At 73.2% G+C, this 18,346-nt stretch carries 17 protein-coding genes; 11 read left to right on the top strand and 6 right to left on the bottom strand.

The genetic code is table 11. The features are described from left to right. The first annotated feature begins 1 nt into the window (after position 1). Positions 2–565, top strand: coding sequence for an HD domain-containing protein (locus AB0F01_RS04440; protein WP_362089800.1), 564 nt, complete (start codon positions 2–4; stop codon positions 563–565). On the opposite strand, the gene AB0F01_RS04445 is transcribed toward AB0F01_RS04440, so the two are convergent. Together AB0F01_RS04445 and AB0F01_RS04450 are read right to left on the bottom strand one after the other, a co-directional pair. Continuing rightward, entirely contained in the window at positions 553–1,020 is a 468-nt protein-coding gene (locus AB0F01_RS04445) for an NUDIX domain-containing protein (RefSeq protein ID WP_362089802.1), read from the bottom strand. The two genes, AB0F01_RS04440 and AB0F01_RS04445, sit on opposite strands and share 13 nt — an antisense overlap. Continuing rightward, positions 1,007–1,780, bottom strand: a complete 774-nt coding sequence (locus AB0F01_RS04450; protein ID WP_362089804.1) for a helix-turn-helix transcriptional regulator — start codon at positions 1,778–1,780, stop codon at positions 1,007–1,009. Before AB0F01_RS04450 ends, AB0F01_RS04445 begins: the two co-directional genes overlap by 14 nt. A gap of 95 nt (positions 1,781–1,875) precedes the next feature. Between AB0F01_RS04450 and AB0F01_RS04455 the strand changes: the two genes are divergently transcribed. The 5 genes from AB0F01_RS04455 to AB0F01_RS04475 all read left to right on the top strand — a co-directional run bounded on the left by AB0F01_RS04455 (position 1,876) and on the right by AB0F01_RS04475 (position 5,389). After that, positions 1,876–2,610: a haloacid dehalogenase-like hydrolase gene (locus AB0F01_RS04455; protein WP_362089805.1), complete on the top strand. Its 735-nt coding sequence runs from the start codon at positions 1,876–1,878 to the stop codon at positions 2,608–2,610. 63 nt (positions 2,611–2,673) lie between these two features. Next, positions 2,674–3,576, top strand: a complete 903-nt coding sequence (locus tag AB0F01_RS04460; RefSeq protein WP_362089807.1) for a radical SAM protein — start codon at positions 2,674–2,676, stop codon at positions 3,574–3,576. Continuing rightward, positions 3,569–4,210 (top strand): AAA family ATPase, encoded by a 642-nt coding sequence (locus tag AB0F01_RS04465; protein ID WP_362089809.1) that lies wholly within the window; start codon positions 3,569–3,571, stop codon positions 4,208–4,210. The genes AB0F01_RS04460 and AB0F01_RS04465 overlap by 8 nt, the downstream gene beginning before the upstream one ends. Continuing rightward, the gene (locus AB0F01_RS04470) at positions 4,128–4,790 is read left to right on the top strand and encodes a class I SAM-dependent methyltransferase (RefSeq protein WP_362089811.1); all 663 of its coding nucleotides are present in this window, start codon (positions 4,128–4,130) and stop codon (positions 4,788–4,790) included. Before AB0F01_RS04465 ends, AB0F01_RS04470 begins: the two co-directional genes overlap by 83 nt. Positions 4,791–4,801: 11 nt before the next feature. Next, on the top strand, positions 4,802–5,389 hold the full coding sequence (locus tag AB0F01_RS04475; protein ID WP_362089813.1) for a class IV adenylate cyclase: 588 nt from the start codon (positions 4,802–4,804) through the stop codon (positions 5,387–5,389). Positions 5,390–6,003: 614 nt separating this feature from the next. Here AB0F01_RS04475 and AB0F01_RS04480 read toward each other — a convergent pair. From AB0F01_RS04480 to AB0F01_RS04490, 3 genes are all read right to left on the bottom strand, one after another. Next, positions 6,004–6,285, bottom strand: coding sequence for a hypothetical protein (locus AB0F01_RS04480; protein WP_362089814.1), 282 nt, complete (start codon positions 6,283–6,285; stop codon positions 6,004–6,006). Positions 6,286–6,392: 107 nt separating this feature from the next. After that, a complete protein-coding gene (malQ, locus tag AB0F01_RS04485) occupies positions 6,393–8,591 on the bottom strand; it encodes a 4-alpha-glucanotransferase (protein WP_362089815.1) in 2,199 nt (732 codons plus the stop codon). Continuing rightward, positions 8,592–8,957: a hypothetical protein gene (locus AB0F01_RS04490; RefSeq protein ID WP_362089817.1), complete on the bottom strand. Its 366-nt coding sequence runs from the start codon at positions 8,955–8,957 to the stop codon at positions 8,592–8,594. A 488-nt stretch (positions 8,958–9,445) separates the two neighbouring features. Here AB0F01_RS04490 and AB0F01_RS04495 point away from each other — a divergent pair, with 488 nt between their 5' ends. The 4 genes from AB0F01_RS04495 to AB0F01_RS04510 all read left to right on the top strand — a co-directional run bounded on the left by AB0F01_RS04495 (position 9,446) and on the right by AB0F01_RS04510 (position 15,720). After that, the gene (locus AB0F01_RS04495) at positions 9,446–12,496 is read left to right on the top strand and encodes a beta-N-acetylglucosaminidase domain-containing protein (protein WP_362089818.1); all 3,051 of its coding nucleotides are present in this window, start codon (positions 9,446–9,448) and stop codon (positions 12,494–12,496) included. 508 nt (positions 12,497–13,004) lie between these two features. Further along, positions 13,005–13,538, top strand: coding sequence for a PadR family transcriptional regulator (locus AB0F01_RS04500; protein ID WP_362089820.1), 534 nt, complete (start codon positions 13,005–13,007; stop codon positions 13,536–13,538). Next, positions 13,535–14,278, top strand: coding sequence for an ABC transporter ATP-binding protein (locus AB0F01_RS04505; protein ID WP_362089822.1), 744 nt, complete (start codon positions 13,535–13,537; stop codon positions 14,276–14,278). The genes AB0F01_RS04500 and AB0F01_RS04505 overlap by 4 nt, the downstream gene beginning before the upstream one ends. Before the next feature lie 116 nt (positions 14,279–14,394). Continuing rightward, positions 14,395–15,720: an ABC transporter permease gene (locus tag AB0F01_RS04510; protein WP_362090229.1), complete on the top strand. Its 1,326-nt coding sequence runs from the start codon at positions 14,395–14,397 to the stop codon at positions 15,718–15,720. A 656-nt stretch (positions 15,721–16,376) separates the two neighbouring features. On the opposite strand, the gene AB0F01_RS04515 is transcribed toward AB0F01_RS04510, so the two are convergent. Beyond that, entirely contained in the window at positions 16,377–16,913 is a 537-nt protein-coding gene (locus AB0F01_RS04515; RefSeq protein WP_362089824.1) for an HNH endonuclease, read from the bottom strand. A 304-nt stretch (positions 16,914–17,217) separates the two neighbouring features. Here AB0F01_RS04515 and AB0F01_RS04520 point away from each other — a divergent pair, with 304 nt between their 5' ends. Further along, positions 17,218–18,309: a mechanosensitive ion channel family protein gene (locus AB0F01_RS04520; RefSeq protein ID WP_362090231.1), complete on the top strand. Its 1,092-nt coding sequence runs from the start codon at positions 17,218–17,220 to the stop codon at positions 18,307–18,309. The last annotated feature ends 37 nt before the right edge of the window (positions 18,310–18,346 follow it).

Raw genomic sequence — 18,346 nt, forward strand, 5'->3', positions numbered from 1 at the left:
CATGGCCAATCCGATCACGAAATGGGCGACGCAGGTAGCAGAATCCGAACTCGCTGCTGAGCTTCCGCGTAGGTTGGCGCACACACGAGGAGTGGCCGAGCGTGCCACCGAAGTCCGGCGGCTTCTCCGGGAGAGCAGCGACCTTCTCGTCGCTGCCGCCACGCTCCACGACGTCGGATACGCACCTCGGCTGGCCCTGACCGGGTTCCATCCGCTGGACGGGGCGAGGTTCCTTCGCGACGAGCATGGGGCCGACGAGCGGCTGGTGCGGCTGGTCGCGAACCACTCTTATGCCCTGCTGGAGGCTGAGGAGCGCGGGCTGCGGAACGAGTTGGCGTCGGAGTTTCCGTTGCTGGAGGAGCCGTTGCTGGTGGACGCTCTCGTGTACTGCGACATGACGACGACGCCCGACGGCGCCCGGACCAGTGCGCGGGAGCGTATCGCGAAGATCATCAGCCGGTATGGCGCGGACAGTGTGGTCGGCCGGTTCATCCGCCGCGCGGCCCCGGAGATTCTCTCTTCGGTACAGAGGATCGAGGCGGCGTTGGCGGCTCAGCCGAGGTAGGGGTAGGTGCCGGCCAGGTAGTCCCCGATCTGCTGGCGCATGCTGGGGTGGATGTCGTACTGGTCGAGGTCGGCCGTCTGGACGAAGCGGACCCCGTCGGCCTCGTCGTTGATCGTGGGCGCGCCGCCGACAGGGCGGCCGATGTAGGTGTTCTCGTACTGCTGGCGGATCTCGCCGTCGGTGTAGGCGACGATGTGGTTCGGGTTGGTGTAGACGCCGAGGAAGCCAGTGATCTCGGCGATGACGCCGGTCTCCTCCAGGCACTCGCGTACAGCGCACTCGGCCGCAGTCTCGCCGATGTCCTGGGCGCCACCGGGGAGTGCCCACTGGCCCGTGTCGCGGCGGCGCTGGAGGAGGATGGCGCCGGTCTCGTCGACGACGAGCAGGTTGCTGGCCGGGATGAGGGTGTTCGCCTTCGGGGCGGCCGGATCGTTGTAGTACTCAGTCCTGCCCATGGTCGGCGGTCCTCTCCTGGTCGGGTGTCCATGGCCGCGCGGCGGCCCAGACGGCGTCGAAGCTCTGAGCGTAGTTGTCGAACCACCCGGTGCCGTCCGTCCTCTTGAGGTGGAGCAGGGGGTTGGCGCTGGCCGGTTGTCCCCAAATGTGCGGGTTGACCAACAAGTTGTCGTCGTAACGGAACATGCTCGTGTAGAGCGTGGTGTCGTGGAGCCGTACGGCGCATCCGGCTTCATCCAGGAGGGGGCGGTAGTACGTCAGCGAAGCGCGGATCTTGGCGGCCAAGGTGTCGCCGATGCCCTCTTCGCGGCCTCGGACGGCGACTGCCTGACCGTCCGGGTCACCGAAGCACAGGCGCACCCGGACGCCCTGGGCAACGCGCTCGGAGAGCATCTTGGCGACATGCGGGTTGGACTGCGCGAAGAACGTGCCGGAGAAGACGAGGACACTGATCTCGTGCTGCGCCTCTCGCAGCAGCGAGAGCCAGACGTCCCGCGGCACGCTGGCCCGGTTCTGATAGGTGCCGACCAGCTCGGCGCCCAACCCCTCATGCGACCGGTCGGATCGTCGAGGCGGCGCCGGCCAGAGGAAGGTCTCTTCCACGCGCAGGTGGCGGGCGACGCGGAAGCGATGCCGTGCGCGTGGAACCCGCCCGCCCAGCCATCGGCTCACCGTCTTGGGGTCCACCTCGCAGAGTTCAGCGAGCAATTCGGGCGAGACACCGCGTTGTGCGAGCACGGAGTGCAGTCGGTCGTTCACAGAAATAATGGAAGCGGCGCACTGCGTGATCGCGCAAGGACGTTACGGGACGTTGTCACGGAAGCCCAGCGCCGCCGACTGCCTACGCTGGCGCCATGGAGCTCATCGTCCTGTGGGACATCGACCACACCCTCATCGAGAACGCGGGGGTGAGCAAGGAGATCTACGCCGCTGCTTTCTCGACCCTGTCGGGACGCGCGCCGACGGGGCCGGCGCGCACCGAGGGGCGTACGGATCGACTGATCATGCGCGACATGTTCCTTCGCGACGGGCTGCCCGTACCTGAATGGCCCTCCATCGAGGCCGCCCTTGTCCAGGCGGGGCAGGAGCGCTTGGGCGACCTGCGCTTGCGCGGGACGACCTTGCCAGGAGTCCATGAGGCGCTGAAGGCCGCTTCCGTGCAGAGCGGTTGGGTTTCCTCTGTCTTGACCGGCAACATCGCCGCCAACGCACGTGTGAAGCTGTCCGCCTTCGGCCTCGACCCCCTCTTGGACCTGTCGGTCGGCGCTTACGGAGCGGACGCCGAGCTCCGACCTGAGCTTGTCGCGGTCGCCCGCGAGCGCGTACAGCGGCTTCGTGGCGTTCCGGCCGACGTGCCCGCCGTCCTGGTGGGGGACACTCCCCGCGATGTGGAGGCCGCCCTGGCCACGAGTTCCGGGATCGTCGCGGTCGCCTCCGGCATCCACAGTCCTGAGGAACTGGCCGCCGCCGGCGCCCCCGAGGTCCTGCCCGACCTGTCGGACACGAAGCGGGTTCTCAGCATCCTGGAGTCGTTCGCAGGTCGCGGAAAACGTCCCAGGACGTCCTCGGATCGTCCCCGAACGCGGTGACGAGGTCCCCGGGAAGGCGGCCACCATCGGGTTCCCACCAGGCAGCCGGCCGAAGGAGCCCATGTGATCGGGGAAGTCACCGGGATCAGGAAGATCCGAATGCTCTACCTGCAGTTGCTGTACCGCTGCAACTTCACGTGCCTGCATTGCTTCCACGGCAAGCGGCTTCAATACGCGGATGCCTTCACCGCCGACGAAGCCGCAAGCCTGCTCACCCTGATGCGAGACGAGTACGGCACGGAGGCCGTCACCCTGCTCGGCGGGGAGCCATTCGTCCACCGGGATCTCCCTCAGGTCGTTCGCCACGCCAAGGAGGAACTGGGCCAACGCGTCGAGATCTGCACCAACGGGTACCGGATCGAGCGCCGTCTGACCGAGATCGCTCCACACCTGGACCTGCTCCGGGTCTCCCTGGAGGGTGTCGGCTCGACCAACGACGGCATCCGCAAGCACGGCAGCTATCAGAGCGCCCTCAGCTCGCTCAGTCTGGCGCGGGACCTCGGGGTTCCGACAGGCGCGACCATGACCGTGACCTCACGGAACATCGGCGAGGTACTTCCCCTCGCCCGCGTCCTGGCGCAGTTCGGCGTCCAGCAACTGAAGCTCCACCACCTGCGTCCGGTCGGCAACGCCCGGGAGCACCCCGAGCTTCTGGTCACCGACCCGGCCGCCTACGGCCGGCTCCGCGAAGAGCTCGCGGCGGCCGAGCTGCCCCTTGAGGTGATCGTCGACGAGGACCTCTCCGGGCACGGCGCCCCGGAGGTCTGCGCACCATCCGGTGGGCCTCGCGAGATCGACCGGATCGAGGCCGACCCACGCGGTGCGCTGACCATGTCCTGCAAGGCCGTGGGCAAGGACTCCCACGCGTTCTGGTACGAGAAGACTGAGAACCGCATCGTCCACAGGCCCTCCGCCACGGACGAACTCACGCGCCCGGTACCGGACGTGGTGTACGGCCGTGCCTGACCACCCGCGATTCGAGAGCCTGGAAGGCTTACGGGGCACCGGCAAGTCGACCATCGCACCGATGCTCGCTGCTGCCCGCGAAGCCGTCCTCGTCCCCACCGTGCCTGCCCTGTACCAGCCCCTCAGACACGAGGTGGACAAGCGGACCAACGTCGATGCACGGATGTGCCTGTACCTCTCCGCACTGTTCACCGCGGCCGACGAGATCCAGCACCACCTCGAAGACGGCGTCCCGGTCGTCGTGGAGAGCTACTTCGCCCGGTGCCTGGCCAGCCACCGCGCTCTGGGCGCCCGCCTCGGCGTCACTCTGCCGGCCTGGCTGCCCAAGCCTGTCGCCTACCACCTCGTCTGCGCCGACGACGAACGCCGGCGCCGCCTCGCCGCGCGGAACAAGCCGACATCGCGATGGGACGCGCTGGTCGAAACCGTCACGGACCAAGTGATGGACGCCTACGCCACGTTCCCGATGCATCGCATCGACACCACGGGGCTCAGCCCCGGAGAGGTTCTCCGCGTGATCACCGCCACCGATACGCAAGGAGCGCACTCCCATGCAGACACGGAGCCTGTGGGAGCACACCCTCACCTTCTTCCCTCAGTTCCTCGCCACCCTGCGGGAACGCGTCGCCCCTGACGCCACCGTCACGGTCGTCGGCGCGAGCGACGGCAAGTTCGTCCTGCCTCTCGCCGCCGCCGGATACCGCGTCGTCGCCATCGAACGCGACGCGCTCGCCCTGCACGGAGGGGATGTCCGTCTCCCGGGTGACAGCGAGGCGCACGCGATGGGCCTGATTGATCGACTGAAGCTCGAAGAACTTCATGCCCGTGTCCAGGTGGTGGAGGAGGACTTCCTTGAGGGCGAACCTCTGGACGTGCCGTGCGAGGCGGTCTGGACGAGCTGCTCATGGCATTACAGTGCCAACCACCACCGCCCGCTCGCCGAGTTCGTCGACCGCATGCAGCGCCTGGTCCGTCCGGGCGGTGTGTTCGGCGCGGAGTTCATGATGCCCGTCGAAAGACGCCACCACCTGGTGGAGCACTACACCTCCCCTGAGCGCCTGCGCCATCACTTCCTCGGTGACTGGGATGTCCTGCTCACCCTGCGCACGAACGAGTTCACCGAACGGCCCCACGTCGGCCAGCTGCACGACCACACCCACCGCATGGGCTTGCTCTTGGCGGCCCGTTCGTCCACCCCCATCCACCGTTTCTGAGAGAAGGGCCCATGAAGCACGAGTACGAGGCGAAGTTCCTGGCCGTCGACGCCGCCGGCCTGCAGGCCAAGCTGACCGCCCTCGGCGCCGTCCAGGCGCTGCCCCGCACCCTTCTCACTCGCAAGATCTTCGAGAACGACGCCCTCGACGGAGGGACATGGCTCCGCCTGCGGAACGAGGGCAACCGCTCGACGATCACCCTCAAGCAGGTCACCGACGCCACCACGATCGACGGCACCAAGGAGATCGAGACCGAGGTCACCGACCTGCACGCCATGGCCGACATTCTGCGCCGGGTCGGCCTCACCGAGGTCCGCTTCCAGGAGAACTACCGCGAGGAGTGGCGCCTGGGAGAAGTCGCCTTCGACTTCGACACCTGGCCCGACCTCCCCACGTTCCTGGAGATCGAGGGGCCCGACGAGGCGTCGGTCCGACAGGCCGCCGCCCTTCTGGACCTTGACTACTCCGAAGCCCGGTTCGGCAGCGTCGACGAGATCTACAAGAGCGAGACCGGCCGCAACATCCTCGCCGAGCCCACCCTCCTGTTCTCCGACGCCGAGAAGCAGGGGGACGCGTGCTCGGTGGCCCAGGGCCGTTGATCAAGAAGGCGGACAAGCCATGCTTACGGAAGTCGCCTTACAGCACAGGGTGATCCCCGGGATCGCCGAGTTCGCCCGCCGAGGGCTGCCCGCACCAGCAGCCACGGACGACGGCAACGAATGGGTCGACGGGGTCTGCTGGCTCTACTGCGGGCAGCAGTGGACTCGCGTCCTGTGGATCGGCCCCGCGAGTGTCGCCGGCGCCCAGGCACCCACGCACGCGTGCGGGCCTGAATCCGCGTGCTTCAGGAACGGGGCCGGCAGTCCCTCCTCAGCAAGGACGAACCGGCCCGCTCCGACGCCCGAGCAAGGCCACCGCCGTGGGACCACCGCACCGAAACCTCCAAGGGCCCTGGCCAGCCGAAGCTGGCCGGGGCCCTTCTTCGCAAGTCAGAGGCCCTTTGCCTCCCCCGCCACCGGTAGGCCCTGTGGGACTCGAACCCACAACCAATGGATTGAAAGTCCGCTGCTCCAGCACGTAGGCACAGCATCGGCTACGGAAGGGAGCGCACACACAAAGGCGCCGCTCCCACCCTCAGGCAGGAGCGGCGCCCCGGAAGTCGCAGGTCGCCCCCGAGGCGGTGCCCCGGGGCGGCAGTCGGCCGGTCGGGCCGTCAGGCCTTGGCTTCGGTCTGCGTCGCGGTGTCGATGTTGGAGCTCGTCACGTCCTTCTGCTTGTGCGACTTGTCCAGGACCATCACCAGGCCGGCGATGACGAGGAAGAGCACGATCGGAGCGGCGACGTAGAGGCCCAGCGTCTCGATGACGCTCAGGCCCGTGCCGGGGTCGTCACCGTCGTCGCGGGTGAGCGCGAGCGCGGGGGACGTCATGAGCAGCATCATCAGCGTCGTACCGGCTGCCAGGGCGCCGGCGCGCAGGGCGTTCGTCTTGTCCACGGTGCAAAAGGTAGCGAACGCGTTCCGGGGCCGCGCGCCCGGGGTGCCATACGGGGTTGCGGTGCTGGTGGGGGCGGTGGACGGGGTGGACGCGGTGGGCGCCGGGGTCATGGGCGGGCCCCGCCGGTGTCGGTGCCGGACGCGACATCGGCACCGGCATCCGCACCGGCATCCGCATCCGCACCGGCACCGGCACCGGCACCGACATCCGCGGCGGCGCCCATGTCCGTGCGCACCGCGTCGATCAGCGCCCGCAGGCGCGGGGAGGACGTGAGGTCCTCCAGGGTGACCGGGCGGCCGGTGGGGTCGGCGATGGGGAGGCGCCAGTTGGGGTACTGGTCCCAGGTGCCGGGGAGGTTCTGGGGGCGGCGGTCGCCGATGCCGTCCGGGAGCCAGACGCCGATCATGCGGGCCGGGGTGCGGACCAGGTAGCGGTGGAGGGCCTGGACGCGGGCTTCCTCGGAGGAGGGGTCGCCGCTGCCGGCCGTGCCCTGGAGGAGGCCGAGGCGGGCGAGGAGGTCGAGCCATTCGGTGACGTCGGCGGCGGCCTCGGAGCGTTCCACGGCGAGGGGGCGGGTGAGGAGGCCGAGGCGGTCGCGGAGTTCGACGTGGTCGCCGGTGAGGCGGGAGGCGGTGGGCGGGAGGTCGTGGGTGGTGGCGGTGGCGAGGCAGTCGGCGCGCCACTGGTCCGGGGGGAGGGGGCGGCCGTCGCCCTCCCAGTCCCGTTCGAACCAGAGGACGGAGGTGCCGAGGACGCCGCGGCTGCGGAGTTCCTCGCGGACGCCGGGCTCCACGGTGCCGAGGTCCTCGCCGATGACGGGCGCGCCGGCGCGGGAGGCCTCCAGGACGAGGACGGCGAGCATGGCGTCCGCGTCGTAGTGGACGTAGGTGCCCTCGGTGGGCGGGTGGCCCTCAGGGACCCACCAGAGGCGGAAGAGGCCCATGACGTGGTCGATGCGCAGGGCGCCTGCGTAGCGGAAGAGGGCGCGCAGGAGGTCGCGGAAGGGGGCGTAGCCGGAGGCGGCGAGGCGGTCGGGGCGCCACGGGGGCAGGCCCCAGTCCTGGCCGCGGGCGTTGAAGGCGTCGGGGGGCGCTCCGGCGGACATGCCGGTGGCGAAGTGGTCCTGCTGGGCCCAGGCGTCGGCGCCGCCGGGGTGCACGCCGACGGCGAGGTCGTGGACGATGCCGAGGGGCATGCCGGCCTCGCGGGCGGTGCGCTGGGCGGTGGTGAGCTGTTCGTCGGTGAGCCAGGCGAGCCAGGTGTGGAAGTCGACGCGGTCCATGAGGTCGCGGCGGGCGCGGTCGGTCCCCGGTGAGCGGGGGTCGCGCAGGGCAGCGGGCCAGCGCTGCATGTCGGGGCCGTGCCGTTCGGCGAGGGCGCACCAGGTGGCGTGGTCCTCCAGGGGGCGGCCCTGGGCGGCGAGGAAGTCGCAGTAGGCGGCGCGGCGGCCGGGGCCGAGGGGGACGCGGCGGACGAGTTCGAGGGCTTCGCGCTTGGTGTCCCAGACGGCGTCGCGGTCGATGTGCGCGTCCTGGTGGAGGACGGCGTCGCGCAGGCGTGCGGCGCGGTCGAGGAGGGTGCGGAGCCGGTCCCGGTCCTGGTCGTCGAGGTGGGCGTACTCGGGGATGTCCTCGACGTGCAGGTGGACGGGGTCGGGGAAGCGGCGGGAGGAGGGCCGGTAGGGGGAGGGGTCGGTGGGGGTGCCCGGGACGGCCGCGTGGAGGGGGTTGACCTGGAGGAAGCCGGTGCCGAGGGTGCGGCCGGCCCAGCCGGCGAGTTCGCGGAGGTCTCCGAGGTCGCCCATGCCCCAGGACCGCCGGGAGAGGAGGGAGTAGACCTGGACCATGAGGCCGTGGGTGCGCCCGGGGGGTGTGGGCAGCCGGGGCGGGGCGACGATCAGGTGGGCGTGGGCGGTGCGGCCGTCGGGGGCGGTGGCGATGACGTGGTGCACGCCGGGCGGGAGGTGGTCGGCGTCGGTGCGGGTGTCGCCCTGTTCGGTGATGATGTGCAGGCGGGTGCCGTCGGGCAGGGCGGCGAGGGCGGGCGGGGTGGCGGTGCCGCGGCCGACGACGGTCGGGGGCAGGAGCCGGGTCCGCAGTTCCTCCTCGCGGGCGGTGAGCGCGGCCCGCACGGCGTCGGGGGTGCGGGCGTCGACGTCGAGGGCGGCCAGCGCGCGGACCACGGCGGTCCCCGAGGCGGTGACGGTGCGGTCCGGTGAGGGCCGGTAGGAGGTGGCGACGCCGTGCAGGGCGGCGAGCCGGGCGAGCTCCTCGGACGGGTGGTCGGCCGGTCCGGGCGCGCCCATCTACGCCTCCGGGCGGTACTGGGCCGGGAACGCGTCGAGTCCGGAGGGGTCCGTGCTGTCGAGTCCGGACGGATCGGGGGCGTCGAGTCCGGAGGGGTCGGTGCTGTCGTCGGTCTCGTTGGAGAGGGGGCCGACGTCGGCGAGCGGGGGCTCGCTGGTGAAGGGTTCGGCGTCGGGGAGCGGGGGCTCGCTGGTCAGCGGGAGTTCGGTGCCGGTGGTCTCGGCGCTGAAGACGCAGGGTTCCTCGTCCCAGGGGTCGTCCCAGGAATCCCAGGGATCCATGAGGTCGGCGGATGCGGCGGGCCGGTCCGCCCCGGGTTTGGACAGAGCGGGAGAGGGAGCGGGGACATAGGCGGGTGCGGCCACGGAGAACCTCCTGGTCGGGCCTGGGCGTGCGGTCGTTCTTCCTGCCGGAGGGCACCGGCGCGGGGTGGTCGTCCCGCAGCCCCTACCCAGGGGCCGCGAAAGCAGACGCACCAATCCGTACAACGTGGTCCTGCTCACATTTTGTTTCCGTACCCCACCGTGAGCGGCGGACAAACTCGGCACATCGCCCCCTGTCGTTGACACCCTCACCACGGGAATGGTGGGCTCGGGCTGCTTCACAACGAATTGGTCACGGTCGCGGTGGCCGGGCAACGCGTGCGGTGGTGGGCGCGTGGACGGTCGCCGTGCGGTCGGGGTGCCGGAGCCGGCGGGACGGCGGTGGGTGTGACCGGGCGGCCGAGGTGCCGGGCGCGGCGGGTGGCGGTCGGCTCTCGGGGCCGCCGGGACGCTCCCGGGCCGGGCCGTGTGCGGGTCCCGGGGCCGGCCGTTCCGTCGGCCGGGTCCGTCGAGCACAACAGGAGGAGTCTGTGCAGCTGCGGCGTGGGAGGACGGCGCTCGCTCTCGCGGTCGCCGTCGTCGCCGGGTCCCTGGGGGGTGCGCTTCCGGCGGGGGCGGCCCCGCAGGATCCCGCGGCGACGTCGGTGCCGGATGCCGAGCGGGACCCGGACGCCAGGGGCACGGAGCCGTCGGTATGGCCGCGTCCGCAGGAGCTGCGGGCGAACGGGGCGCCGGTGGCGGTCACCGAGGAGGTGGCGGTGGTGGCCGGCGCGGGGACGGACGGTGCGGCGCTCGACGCGGTGCGCGCGCTGCTGCGGCGGGCGGGCGCGAGCCGGTTCACGGCCCCCGGCGCACCGGTGCCCGAGGGGGCGCTCGTGGTGCGGCTGGGCGCGCACCGACAGTCCGACGATCCACTGCGCTCCCTCCCTTCGGGCGGCTACACCCTGACCGTCGGTGACGGCCGGGTGACGGCCACCGGGGCGGGACCGGACGGGCTGTTCCACGCCGTGCAGACACTGCGCACGCTGCTGCGCCCCGACGGCCGCTTCCGCGCCGTCACCGTGCGGGACTGGCCGGCGACCGCCGTGCGCGGGGTCACGGAGGGCTTCTACGGCACCCCGTGGACGCACGGGCAGCGGCTGGCCCAGCTCGACTTCATGGGCCGCACCAAGCTGAACCGCTACCTGTACGCGCCGGGCGAGGACCCCTACCGGCAGGCGCGCTGGCGGGAGCCGTACCCGGCGGAGCGGCGCGCGGAGTTCCGGGAGCTGACCGAGCGGGCCGCGCGCAACCACGTCACACCGGCCTGGGCGGTGGCTCCGGGGCAGGCGATGTGCTTCGCCTCGGACGCCGACCTGCGGGCGCTGACGCGCAAGCTGGACGCGATGTGGGCGCTGGGCTTCCGGGCGTTCCAGCTCCAGTTCCAGGACGTGAGCTACACCGAGTGGCACTGCGGGGAGGACGCCGACCGGTTCGGTTCCGGCCCCGAGGCGGCGGCGCGGGCGCAGGCGCACGTGGCGAACGCGGTGGCCCGTCACCTGGCGGACCGTCATCCGCAGGCGCCCGCGCTGTCGTTGATGCCGACCGAGTTCTACGAGGACGGCTCGACCGCCTACCGTCGGGCGCTGGCCGACCGGCTGGCGTCGGGGGTGGAGGTGGCGTGGACCGGCGTCGGGGTGGTCCCGCGCACCATCACCGGGGGCGAACTGGCCGAGGCCAAGCAGGTGTTCGGGCACCCGCTGGTGACCATGGACAACTACCCGGTCAACGACTACGCCCCCGGCCGGATCTTCCTCGGCCCCTACCAGGGCCGCGAGCCGGCCGTCGCCGCCGGTTCGGCCGCGCTGCTGGCCAACGCGATGGAGCAGCCGCAGGCGTCCCGCATCCCGCTGTTCACCGCCGCCGACTTCGCCTGGAACCCGCGCGCCTACCGCCCGCAGGAGTCCTGGAAGGCCGCGATGGCCGACCTGGCGGGCGGCGACCCGGAGCGCGAGGAGGCGGTGGCGGCGCTCGCCCGCAACGGCGCGTCGTCGGTGCTCGGCGCCGAGGAGTCGGCGTATCTGCGGCCGCTGCTGAAGGAGTTCTGGGCGTCCCGCGCCGAGGGCGGTGAGCGGGGGGCGCGGGCGGAGAAGCGGCTGCGTGACGCCTTCGCGGTGCTGCGCGAGGTGCCGGAGCGGCTGGCGGACACCCCGCTCGGGGCGGAGACCGGGCCGTGGACGGAGAAGCTGGCCCGCTACGGCGCCGCCGGCACCGCGGCGCTGGACATGCTGCGCGCGCAGGACGCCGGGGACGCGGGGGCCGCCTGGGCCGCGTACCGGGAACTGGGCCGGGAGCGGGCCCGGCTGGAGGCGGCGCGGGTGACGGTCGGCAAGGGGGTCCTCGACCCGTTCCTGAGCCGGGCGCAGAAGGCGTACGGGACGTGGGCGGGGATCGGGCAGGAGCCGCCCGCCCGGCCCGGGGAGGCGTCCGGTGACCGGGTGCTGCGGCTGCCCCGGGCCCGCGCGGTGAGCACCGTGACGGTGCTGGCCGACCCCGGTACCGAGGGCGCCGTGGAGTTGCGCGTCCCCGGCGAGGGCTGGCGGCGGCTCGGGCCGCTCGACCGGTCGGGCGCCACGGAACTGCGCGCGGACCGGCGGGCCGACGCCGTGCGGGTCACCGGGGCGGACGGGAACCGCGTGCGGCACCTGGTGCCCTGGTACGCGGACGCGCCCGCCGTGTCCCTGGAACTGCCCGGTGACCGGGCCGACGCCGACATCGGCCGTACCGAGCGGCTCACCGCCACCCTGGGGTCCCTGCGCCCGGCCGACGTGCGCGGCAGGGTGACGGTGGAGGCGCCCGAGGACGTCGAGGTGCGGGTTCCCGAGGGCCCGCTGCGGGTGCCGCGCGGCGGGACCGTGGCGGTGCCCGTCGAGGTGACCGTGAAGTCCGGCACGCCGTCCCGCTCGTACGAGGTCCGGCTCGGCTTCGGCGGGGTGAGCCGCACGCTGACGGTGCGGGGGGTGCCGCCCACGGCGGGCCCGGACCTGGCGCGTACCGGCCGGGCGCGGTCCTCGGCCGACGAGACGCCCGACTTCCCGGCCTCGGCGGCGAACGACGGCGACCCGAAGACGCGGTGGTCCTCGCCGGCGGAGGACGGCGCGTGGTGGCAGGTCGACCTGGAGCGGCCGGTGCGGCTGGGCCGGGTCGAGCTGCACTGGCAGGACGCGTACCCGTCGGCGTACCGGATCCAGGTCTCCCCGGACGGCCGCCGCTGGCGCGACGCGGCCACGGTGCGCGACGGGCGCGGCGGCCGGGAGACGGTCCGGATGGACGAGCGGGACGTGCGCCACGTCCGCGTCCAGGGCGACAAGCGGGCGACGCCGTACGGCTATTCGCTGTGGTCGGTGGAGGCGTACGCGGTCGCGGAGCAGGGAGGCCGCGCGGACGGTGAGGACCGCGCGAGCCGTGCCGATCGCGGGGACCGCGAGGGCGGGGACCGCGAGGGCGGTGCCCGTCCGGGCGGGGAGGACCGGGAGGACCGTCGGGGCGGCGAGACGTCCGGGGCACCGGCGGAGGCGGGCCAGGCGGGCGGGGGCGGCTGACGCACCCTCGGGCCGCCGCGCCCTCGGGCCGACGCGTCCGCCGGCCGACGCGCCCGCGCGGCGGGCCGGGGCGCGGACGTCGGCTCGCGTGGCCCGGGCCACGCACCCCGGGCCCGCGGCCCCGGGCCGCTCCGCCGGGCGGGCCGGCGCGCTCCGCCGGGCCGTAACCGGTGCCCGCGGGCGCCGCGCCCGCACGGTGGCGCCGTGCGGCATCCGCTCCGTGCGCAGGCGGGCGACGGGGCCGGGACCGAGCCGGACGGGGAACGAGCCGGACCGGGACCGAGCCGGGGCGGACCGGGCGGGGGCGGACAGGGCGGGGACGGGCCGAGCCGGACCGGGGCGGGCGTGTCCGCCGGCCCGACTCTGCCCGGAGGGCTTCCGTGCGGCCGTGCGCTTCCGCGCAGCCGTCCGCTTCCGCGCAGCCGTGCGCTTCCGTGCGGTTCTCGGTTCTCCCCTTTCCCCGCGGAACTATTCACTCAGTACATGTACGTAGTACATACTGGTCCGCATGAGCACCCGTCACATCCTGTTGGGGCTGCTCGCCTCGGGACCGACCCACGGGTACGACCTGAAGCGACGGCACGACGAACGTTTCCCGCAGGCCCGGCAACTGGCCTACGGGCAGGTCTACACGACCCTGCAACGACTGGTCCGCGACGGGCTGGCCGAGGTCGAGGGCACCGAGTCGGACGGCGGACCGGAACGGACCATGTACCGGGCGACGGAGCACGGCGAACGTGAACTGGCGCTCTGGGCCGGGCAGGTCGCCCCGCCCGCGCCGTTCGTGACGAACGAGATCTTCGCCAAGGTCGTGGTGTCGATTCTGTCCGGCGGCGATCCGGCCGCCTACCTGCGCGCCCAACGGGCCGCGCACATGGAGCGGATGCGGGAGCTCACTGCCGTGAAGACCGCTCCCGGCGCGGACCTCTCGACCGTGCTCTCGGCGGACTTCGCCCTCAACCACCTCGACGCCGACCTCCGTTGGATGTCCACCACGGCGGCCCGGCTCACCACCCTGACCGCGGAGGTCGACGCAGCATGATTCACGGGGACGACGACAGGACCGGCGCGGGCGGCGGCGGTCACGGCGGCCACGCGCCCGGCGGTGAACCGCTCCTCGCGGCCCGCAGCCTGGTCAGGACGTACGGCGCCACCGAGGCCCTGCGCGGCGCCTCCGTCGAGCTGCGGGCCGGTGAGATCGTGGCGGTGACGGGCGCCAGCGGCAGCGGCAAGTCGACGCTGCTGCACTGCCTTTCGGGCATCATCCGCCCGGACGCGGGCTCGGTGACGTATGCCGGGGAGCGGCTGGAGGAAGCCTCGGAGGAGCGGCTGAGCGAGCTGCGGCGCACGCAGTTCGGGGTGGTGTTCCAGTTCGGGCAGCTCATCCCGGAGCTGACCGCGCTGGACAACGTGGCCCTTCCGCTGATGCTCGGGGGCGCCACCCGCGCCGAGGCGCGGGAGACGGCCGGGGGGTGGCTGGAACGCTTCGGGGTGCGCGGGCAGGGTGACCTGCGGCCGGGCGGGATGAGTGGCGGTCAGGCCCAGCGGGCCGCGCTGGCCCGGGCCCTGGTGACCGGCCCTCAGGTGATCTTCGCCGACGAGCCGACCGGCGCCCTGGACTCGCTCGCGGCCGAGCAGGTGATGACGTCCCTGGTCGGCACCGCCCGCGAGGCGGGCACGGCGGTGCTGCTGGTCACGCACGACGCCCGGGTGGCCGCGTACGCGGACCGCGAGGTGCAGCTGCGCGACGGCACCGTGGTCCCGCTGGGGGTGACGGCATGAGCGGCGGCTCCCCGCGTTCCGCCGAGGGCGCAGGCGCGGGCGGCGGCTCCCTGCGTTCCTCCCGGGGTGACCACCCGGGCGCCGGCTCCCTCCGTTCCGATCTGCGGCTGGCCTGGATGCTGACCAGCGGCTCCGACCGCCGGGAGGGGTGGCGCATCGCGCTCACCGCGGCCGGCGCCGCCCTGGCGACCGGATGCGCCCTGGCCGCCGGTGTCCTGGCGGCCCTGGGCGACGGCTGGTACGCCGTCCCCGTGGCCTCGGGGGTGCTGGACGAACCGGGCACCCGCTCCGGGGTGGTCGTCGCCCTGCTGCTCCTGCTGGTGCCGGTGCTGGGGTTCCTGGGGCAGTGCGCGCGGATCGGGGCCGTGCACCGCGACCGGCGGCTGGCCGGGCTCCGGCTGGCGGGGGCGACGCCCGCGCAGGTGCGGCGGATCGCCGCGCTGGAGACGGGCCTGGCCTGTGCGGTGGGCTCCGTGGTGGCGACCGTGTGCGCCGTGGTGGTCCTGCTGCGCTCCTGGGATCGGCCGACGGCCGGGGCCTGGGTCGCGGTCGTCGTGGTCGCGGTGGCCGTGCCGGTGCTGGGCGCGGCGGCCGGCGCGCTGGCGCTGCGCCGGGTGGTGGCCTCGCCCCTGGGCCAGGTGCGCCGGGTGACCGCCCGTTCGGGCCGGGGCCCGGCCCGGCTGTTCCTGCTGTCGCTGCTGGCGACGGCGGCGGTGGCGCTGTTCGCGGCCGTCACGTCGCGGCCCGCACCGGGCGACATGATGTCGGCCTGGAAGCCGCCCCTGGAGGTCGCCGTCGCCCTGTTGACCGTCGGTGCGGGCGCGGTGTGGCTGTCCGGTGCGACGGCCGCGGCCGTGGGCCGGGTGCTGGCCCGGCGGGCCCGGTCGGCCGCCACGCTGATCGCCGCCGAGCGGCTGAGCGACGACCCGTGGGCGCCGGCGCGCACCCACGCCGCGGTGCTGCTGGTGACGGTCGTCGGCACCGGGTTCGTCGGGGTGCGGCAGTCGATGCTGGAGCTGCTGCACCGGGAGAGCCGTGATGCGCAGGACATGGCGTTCTACCAGGCCGGCCTGGATCTGACGGCGGTGGCGATCGCGGTGGCCCTGGTGATCACCCTGAGCGGTCTCGCCCTGGGGACGGCCGAGTCGCTCTCCGGCCGCCGCAGGGCCCTGGCCGCGCAGGCCGCCGCCGGTGTGCCGCGGGCGGTGCTGAACCGGGCGCTGCTGCTGGAGACCGCGCTGCCCCTCGCGCCCGCCCTCCTGCTGGCCGGGGTCGGCGGCCTGGTCATCGGCGTGGGCTACTCGGTGCTGACGGCGTCCGCCGTGCCGTGGGCGGCCCTGCTGGTGCCGCTCGGGATCTACGCGGCGTGCCTGCTGGCCGCGGCCACCGCCCTCCCCCTGCACCACCGCAGTCTCGAACCCGGAGCGCTGCGGTACGGATGAGATACGGGTGAGAGGGGGCGCGGGGGCACCGGCCGTGCTCTCGGGCCGGGGGCGGCCGGTGCGGCCGCCCCCGGCGCCTGCCGTGTCCGCGTCGGGTGCCGGTCGGGCCGCCCGGGGCCCGTCCCGGGGGCGCGGGGGTGCCTCGGCGCCGGGCCCGGTCGGACATCGAGGCGGGCGGTCACACGGGGCGGGCGGTCCCGCGGGGCGGCGGGACGGGCCACCGACCGGCTCGGCGGGGAACCGGTCGCCTCCCCGGGGCCGATCACCTTCCCGAGACCGGTCCCCTCGCCGGGCCGGTCGCCTCGCCGGAACCGTCTCCCTCGCGGGCCCGTACTGGCGGGCCGGGTCCCTCGCGTCCATCGGATCCGTCAGGTCCATCAGGTCCGCCGGGTCCATCAGGTCCATCAGATCTGTCGGGTCCATCGGCCCGACGGATCCGGCAGATCCGACGGATCCGTCGGGAACCGGCTTCCCGGCGCCGCTCGGCACGGCAGCCGACCGCTCCACAGCGACCGCCGGACCGGGCGGTGGTGGCAGGGACCGACCACCTCGCCGTCGCGCGACCTCACCCGCGTCCGGGCACCCGGGCCGCCTTTCCGGACCGCATCCCCGGACCGCGTCGGCGGACCGCCTCCCCGGACCGCCTCGCCGGGCCGTCAGGCCGAGATGCCGTCGATGCGCGCCATCGCGTCGTCCGCGCCGTACGGCTGCAGGTACGGCAGCCAGCGCGGGTCGCGGTGGCCGGTGCCGATGATGCGCCAGGCGAGGCCGGTCGGCGGGGCCGGCTTGTGGCGCAGTCGCCAGCCCAGCTCGATCAGGTGCCGGTCGGCCTTCACGTGGTTGCAGCGGCGGCAGGACGCCACCACGTTGTCCCAGACGTGCTGACCCCCGCGGCTGCGCGGGATGACGTGGTCGACGCTGGTGGCGACCCCGCCGCAGTACATGCAGCGGCCGCCGTCGCGGGCGAACAGGGCGCGGCGGGTGAGGGGAACGGGCCCTCGGTAGGGGACCCGGACGAAACGCTTGAGCCGGACCACGCTGGGGGCGGGGACGGTGACGGTGGTGCTGTGCAGGTAGGCGCCGGACTCCTCGAGGCACACGGCCTTGTTGTCGAGGACGAGCACGAGCGCGCGGCGGAGCGGTACGACGCCGAGTGGCTCGTACGACGCGTTGAGAACCAGGACATGCGGCACGGATGCCTCCTTGTACGCCGGCGACGCGTGGCTCGCGCCGGGACGATCCGTAGTCAGTTTCCCCTCATGCCTGGTGAATGCGCCACCATGTCCCGGTAACGGGCTGAGAGTGTTTTCGACCACACCCCGGAGCATCCCCAGGATGGTGACCGGTTCAAGCGCAGGTGAGGACGGTCTCTCCTTCGCACAACCCCCGGATCCGCCCACAATGCCCCGTTAGTGTGGTGCTTCTGCACCCGCCGGTGACCTTTCCGTGATCTCGGACCCCGCCCGGCAGCAGATCGCGCACCTGGAGGTACCTGCCGTGTCCGTGCCCGCCGTCCTCAAGGCCGACGGCCCGTCGCCGACTCCCGCGGAGAGTCCGTCGCCGGCCGTGCCCTCGCTCCGGGACGCCCAGGAACAGGCGACGAACGCCGCCAGCTGGGTCGAGCAGAACTGGTCGACCTGGCTCGCGATCGGTCTTCGCGTGCTGCTCATCCTGGTGATCGCGACGGTGCTGAGAGTGGTCGTGCGGCGGGCGATCACCAAGTTGATCGACCGCATGTCCCGCACCGGCGACCAGCCCGTGAACGGCACCTCGCTGGGCGGCCTGCTGGTCAACGCCGAACGGCGGCGCCAGCGGTCGCAGGCGATCGGCTCGGTGCTGCGCTCGGTGGCCTCGTTCCTGATCCTGGGGACGGCCGCGCTGATGATCCTGGGCACCTTCCAGATCAACCTGGCGCCGCTGCTCGCCTCGGCCGGTGTCGCCGGTGTGGCGATCGGTTTCGGCGCGCGCAACCTGGTGACGGACTTCCTCTCCGGCGTCTTCATGATCCTGGAGGACCAGTACGGCGTCGGCGACACCGTGGACGCGGGCGTGGCCTCCGGCGAGGTGATCGAGGTCGGCCTGCGGGTGACCAAGCTGCGCGGCGACAACGGCGAGATCTGGTACGTGCGCAACGGCGAGGTCAAGCGGATAGGGAACCTCTCCCAGGGCTGGGCGACCGCCAACGTCGACGTCACGGTCCGCTCCGACGAGGACCTGGACCAGGTGAAGGAGGTCCTGAGCGACGTCGCCGGGAAGATGAGCAAGGAGGAGCCCTGGAACGAGCTCCTGTGGAGCCCGATCGAGGTGCTCGGCCTGGACTCGGTACTGCTGGACTCGATGGTGGTGCGGGTCTCGGCGAAGACGATGCCCGGCAAGTCCGTGACCGTGGAGCGCGAGGTCCGCTGGCGCATCAAGCGGGCCTTCGACGAGGCCGGCATCCGCATCGTGGGCGGTGCCACCACCCCGGTCGACGCGGCCCCGGGCCCCGATCCGGCCGCGGCCGTCGCGCCCCCGTCGGCGTACGCCAGCTCCGTCTCCCCTCAGTCGATCGCGGCCTCCCCGCTGACTCCGCCGAGCACCACCAAGTGACGCCGGGGGGCCGCACGGCGCGCCCCTCCCCCGCTCG

Source organism: Streptomyces sp. NPDC029526 (assembly GCF_040637405.1).
GTDB lineage: Bacteria > Actinomycetota > Actinomycetes > Streptomycetales > Streptomycetaceae > Streptomyces.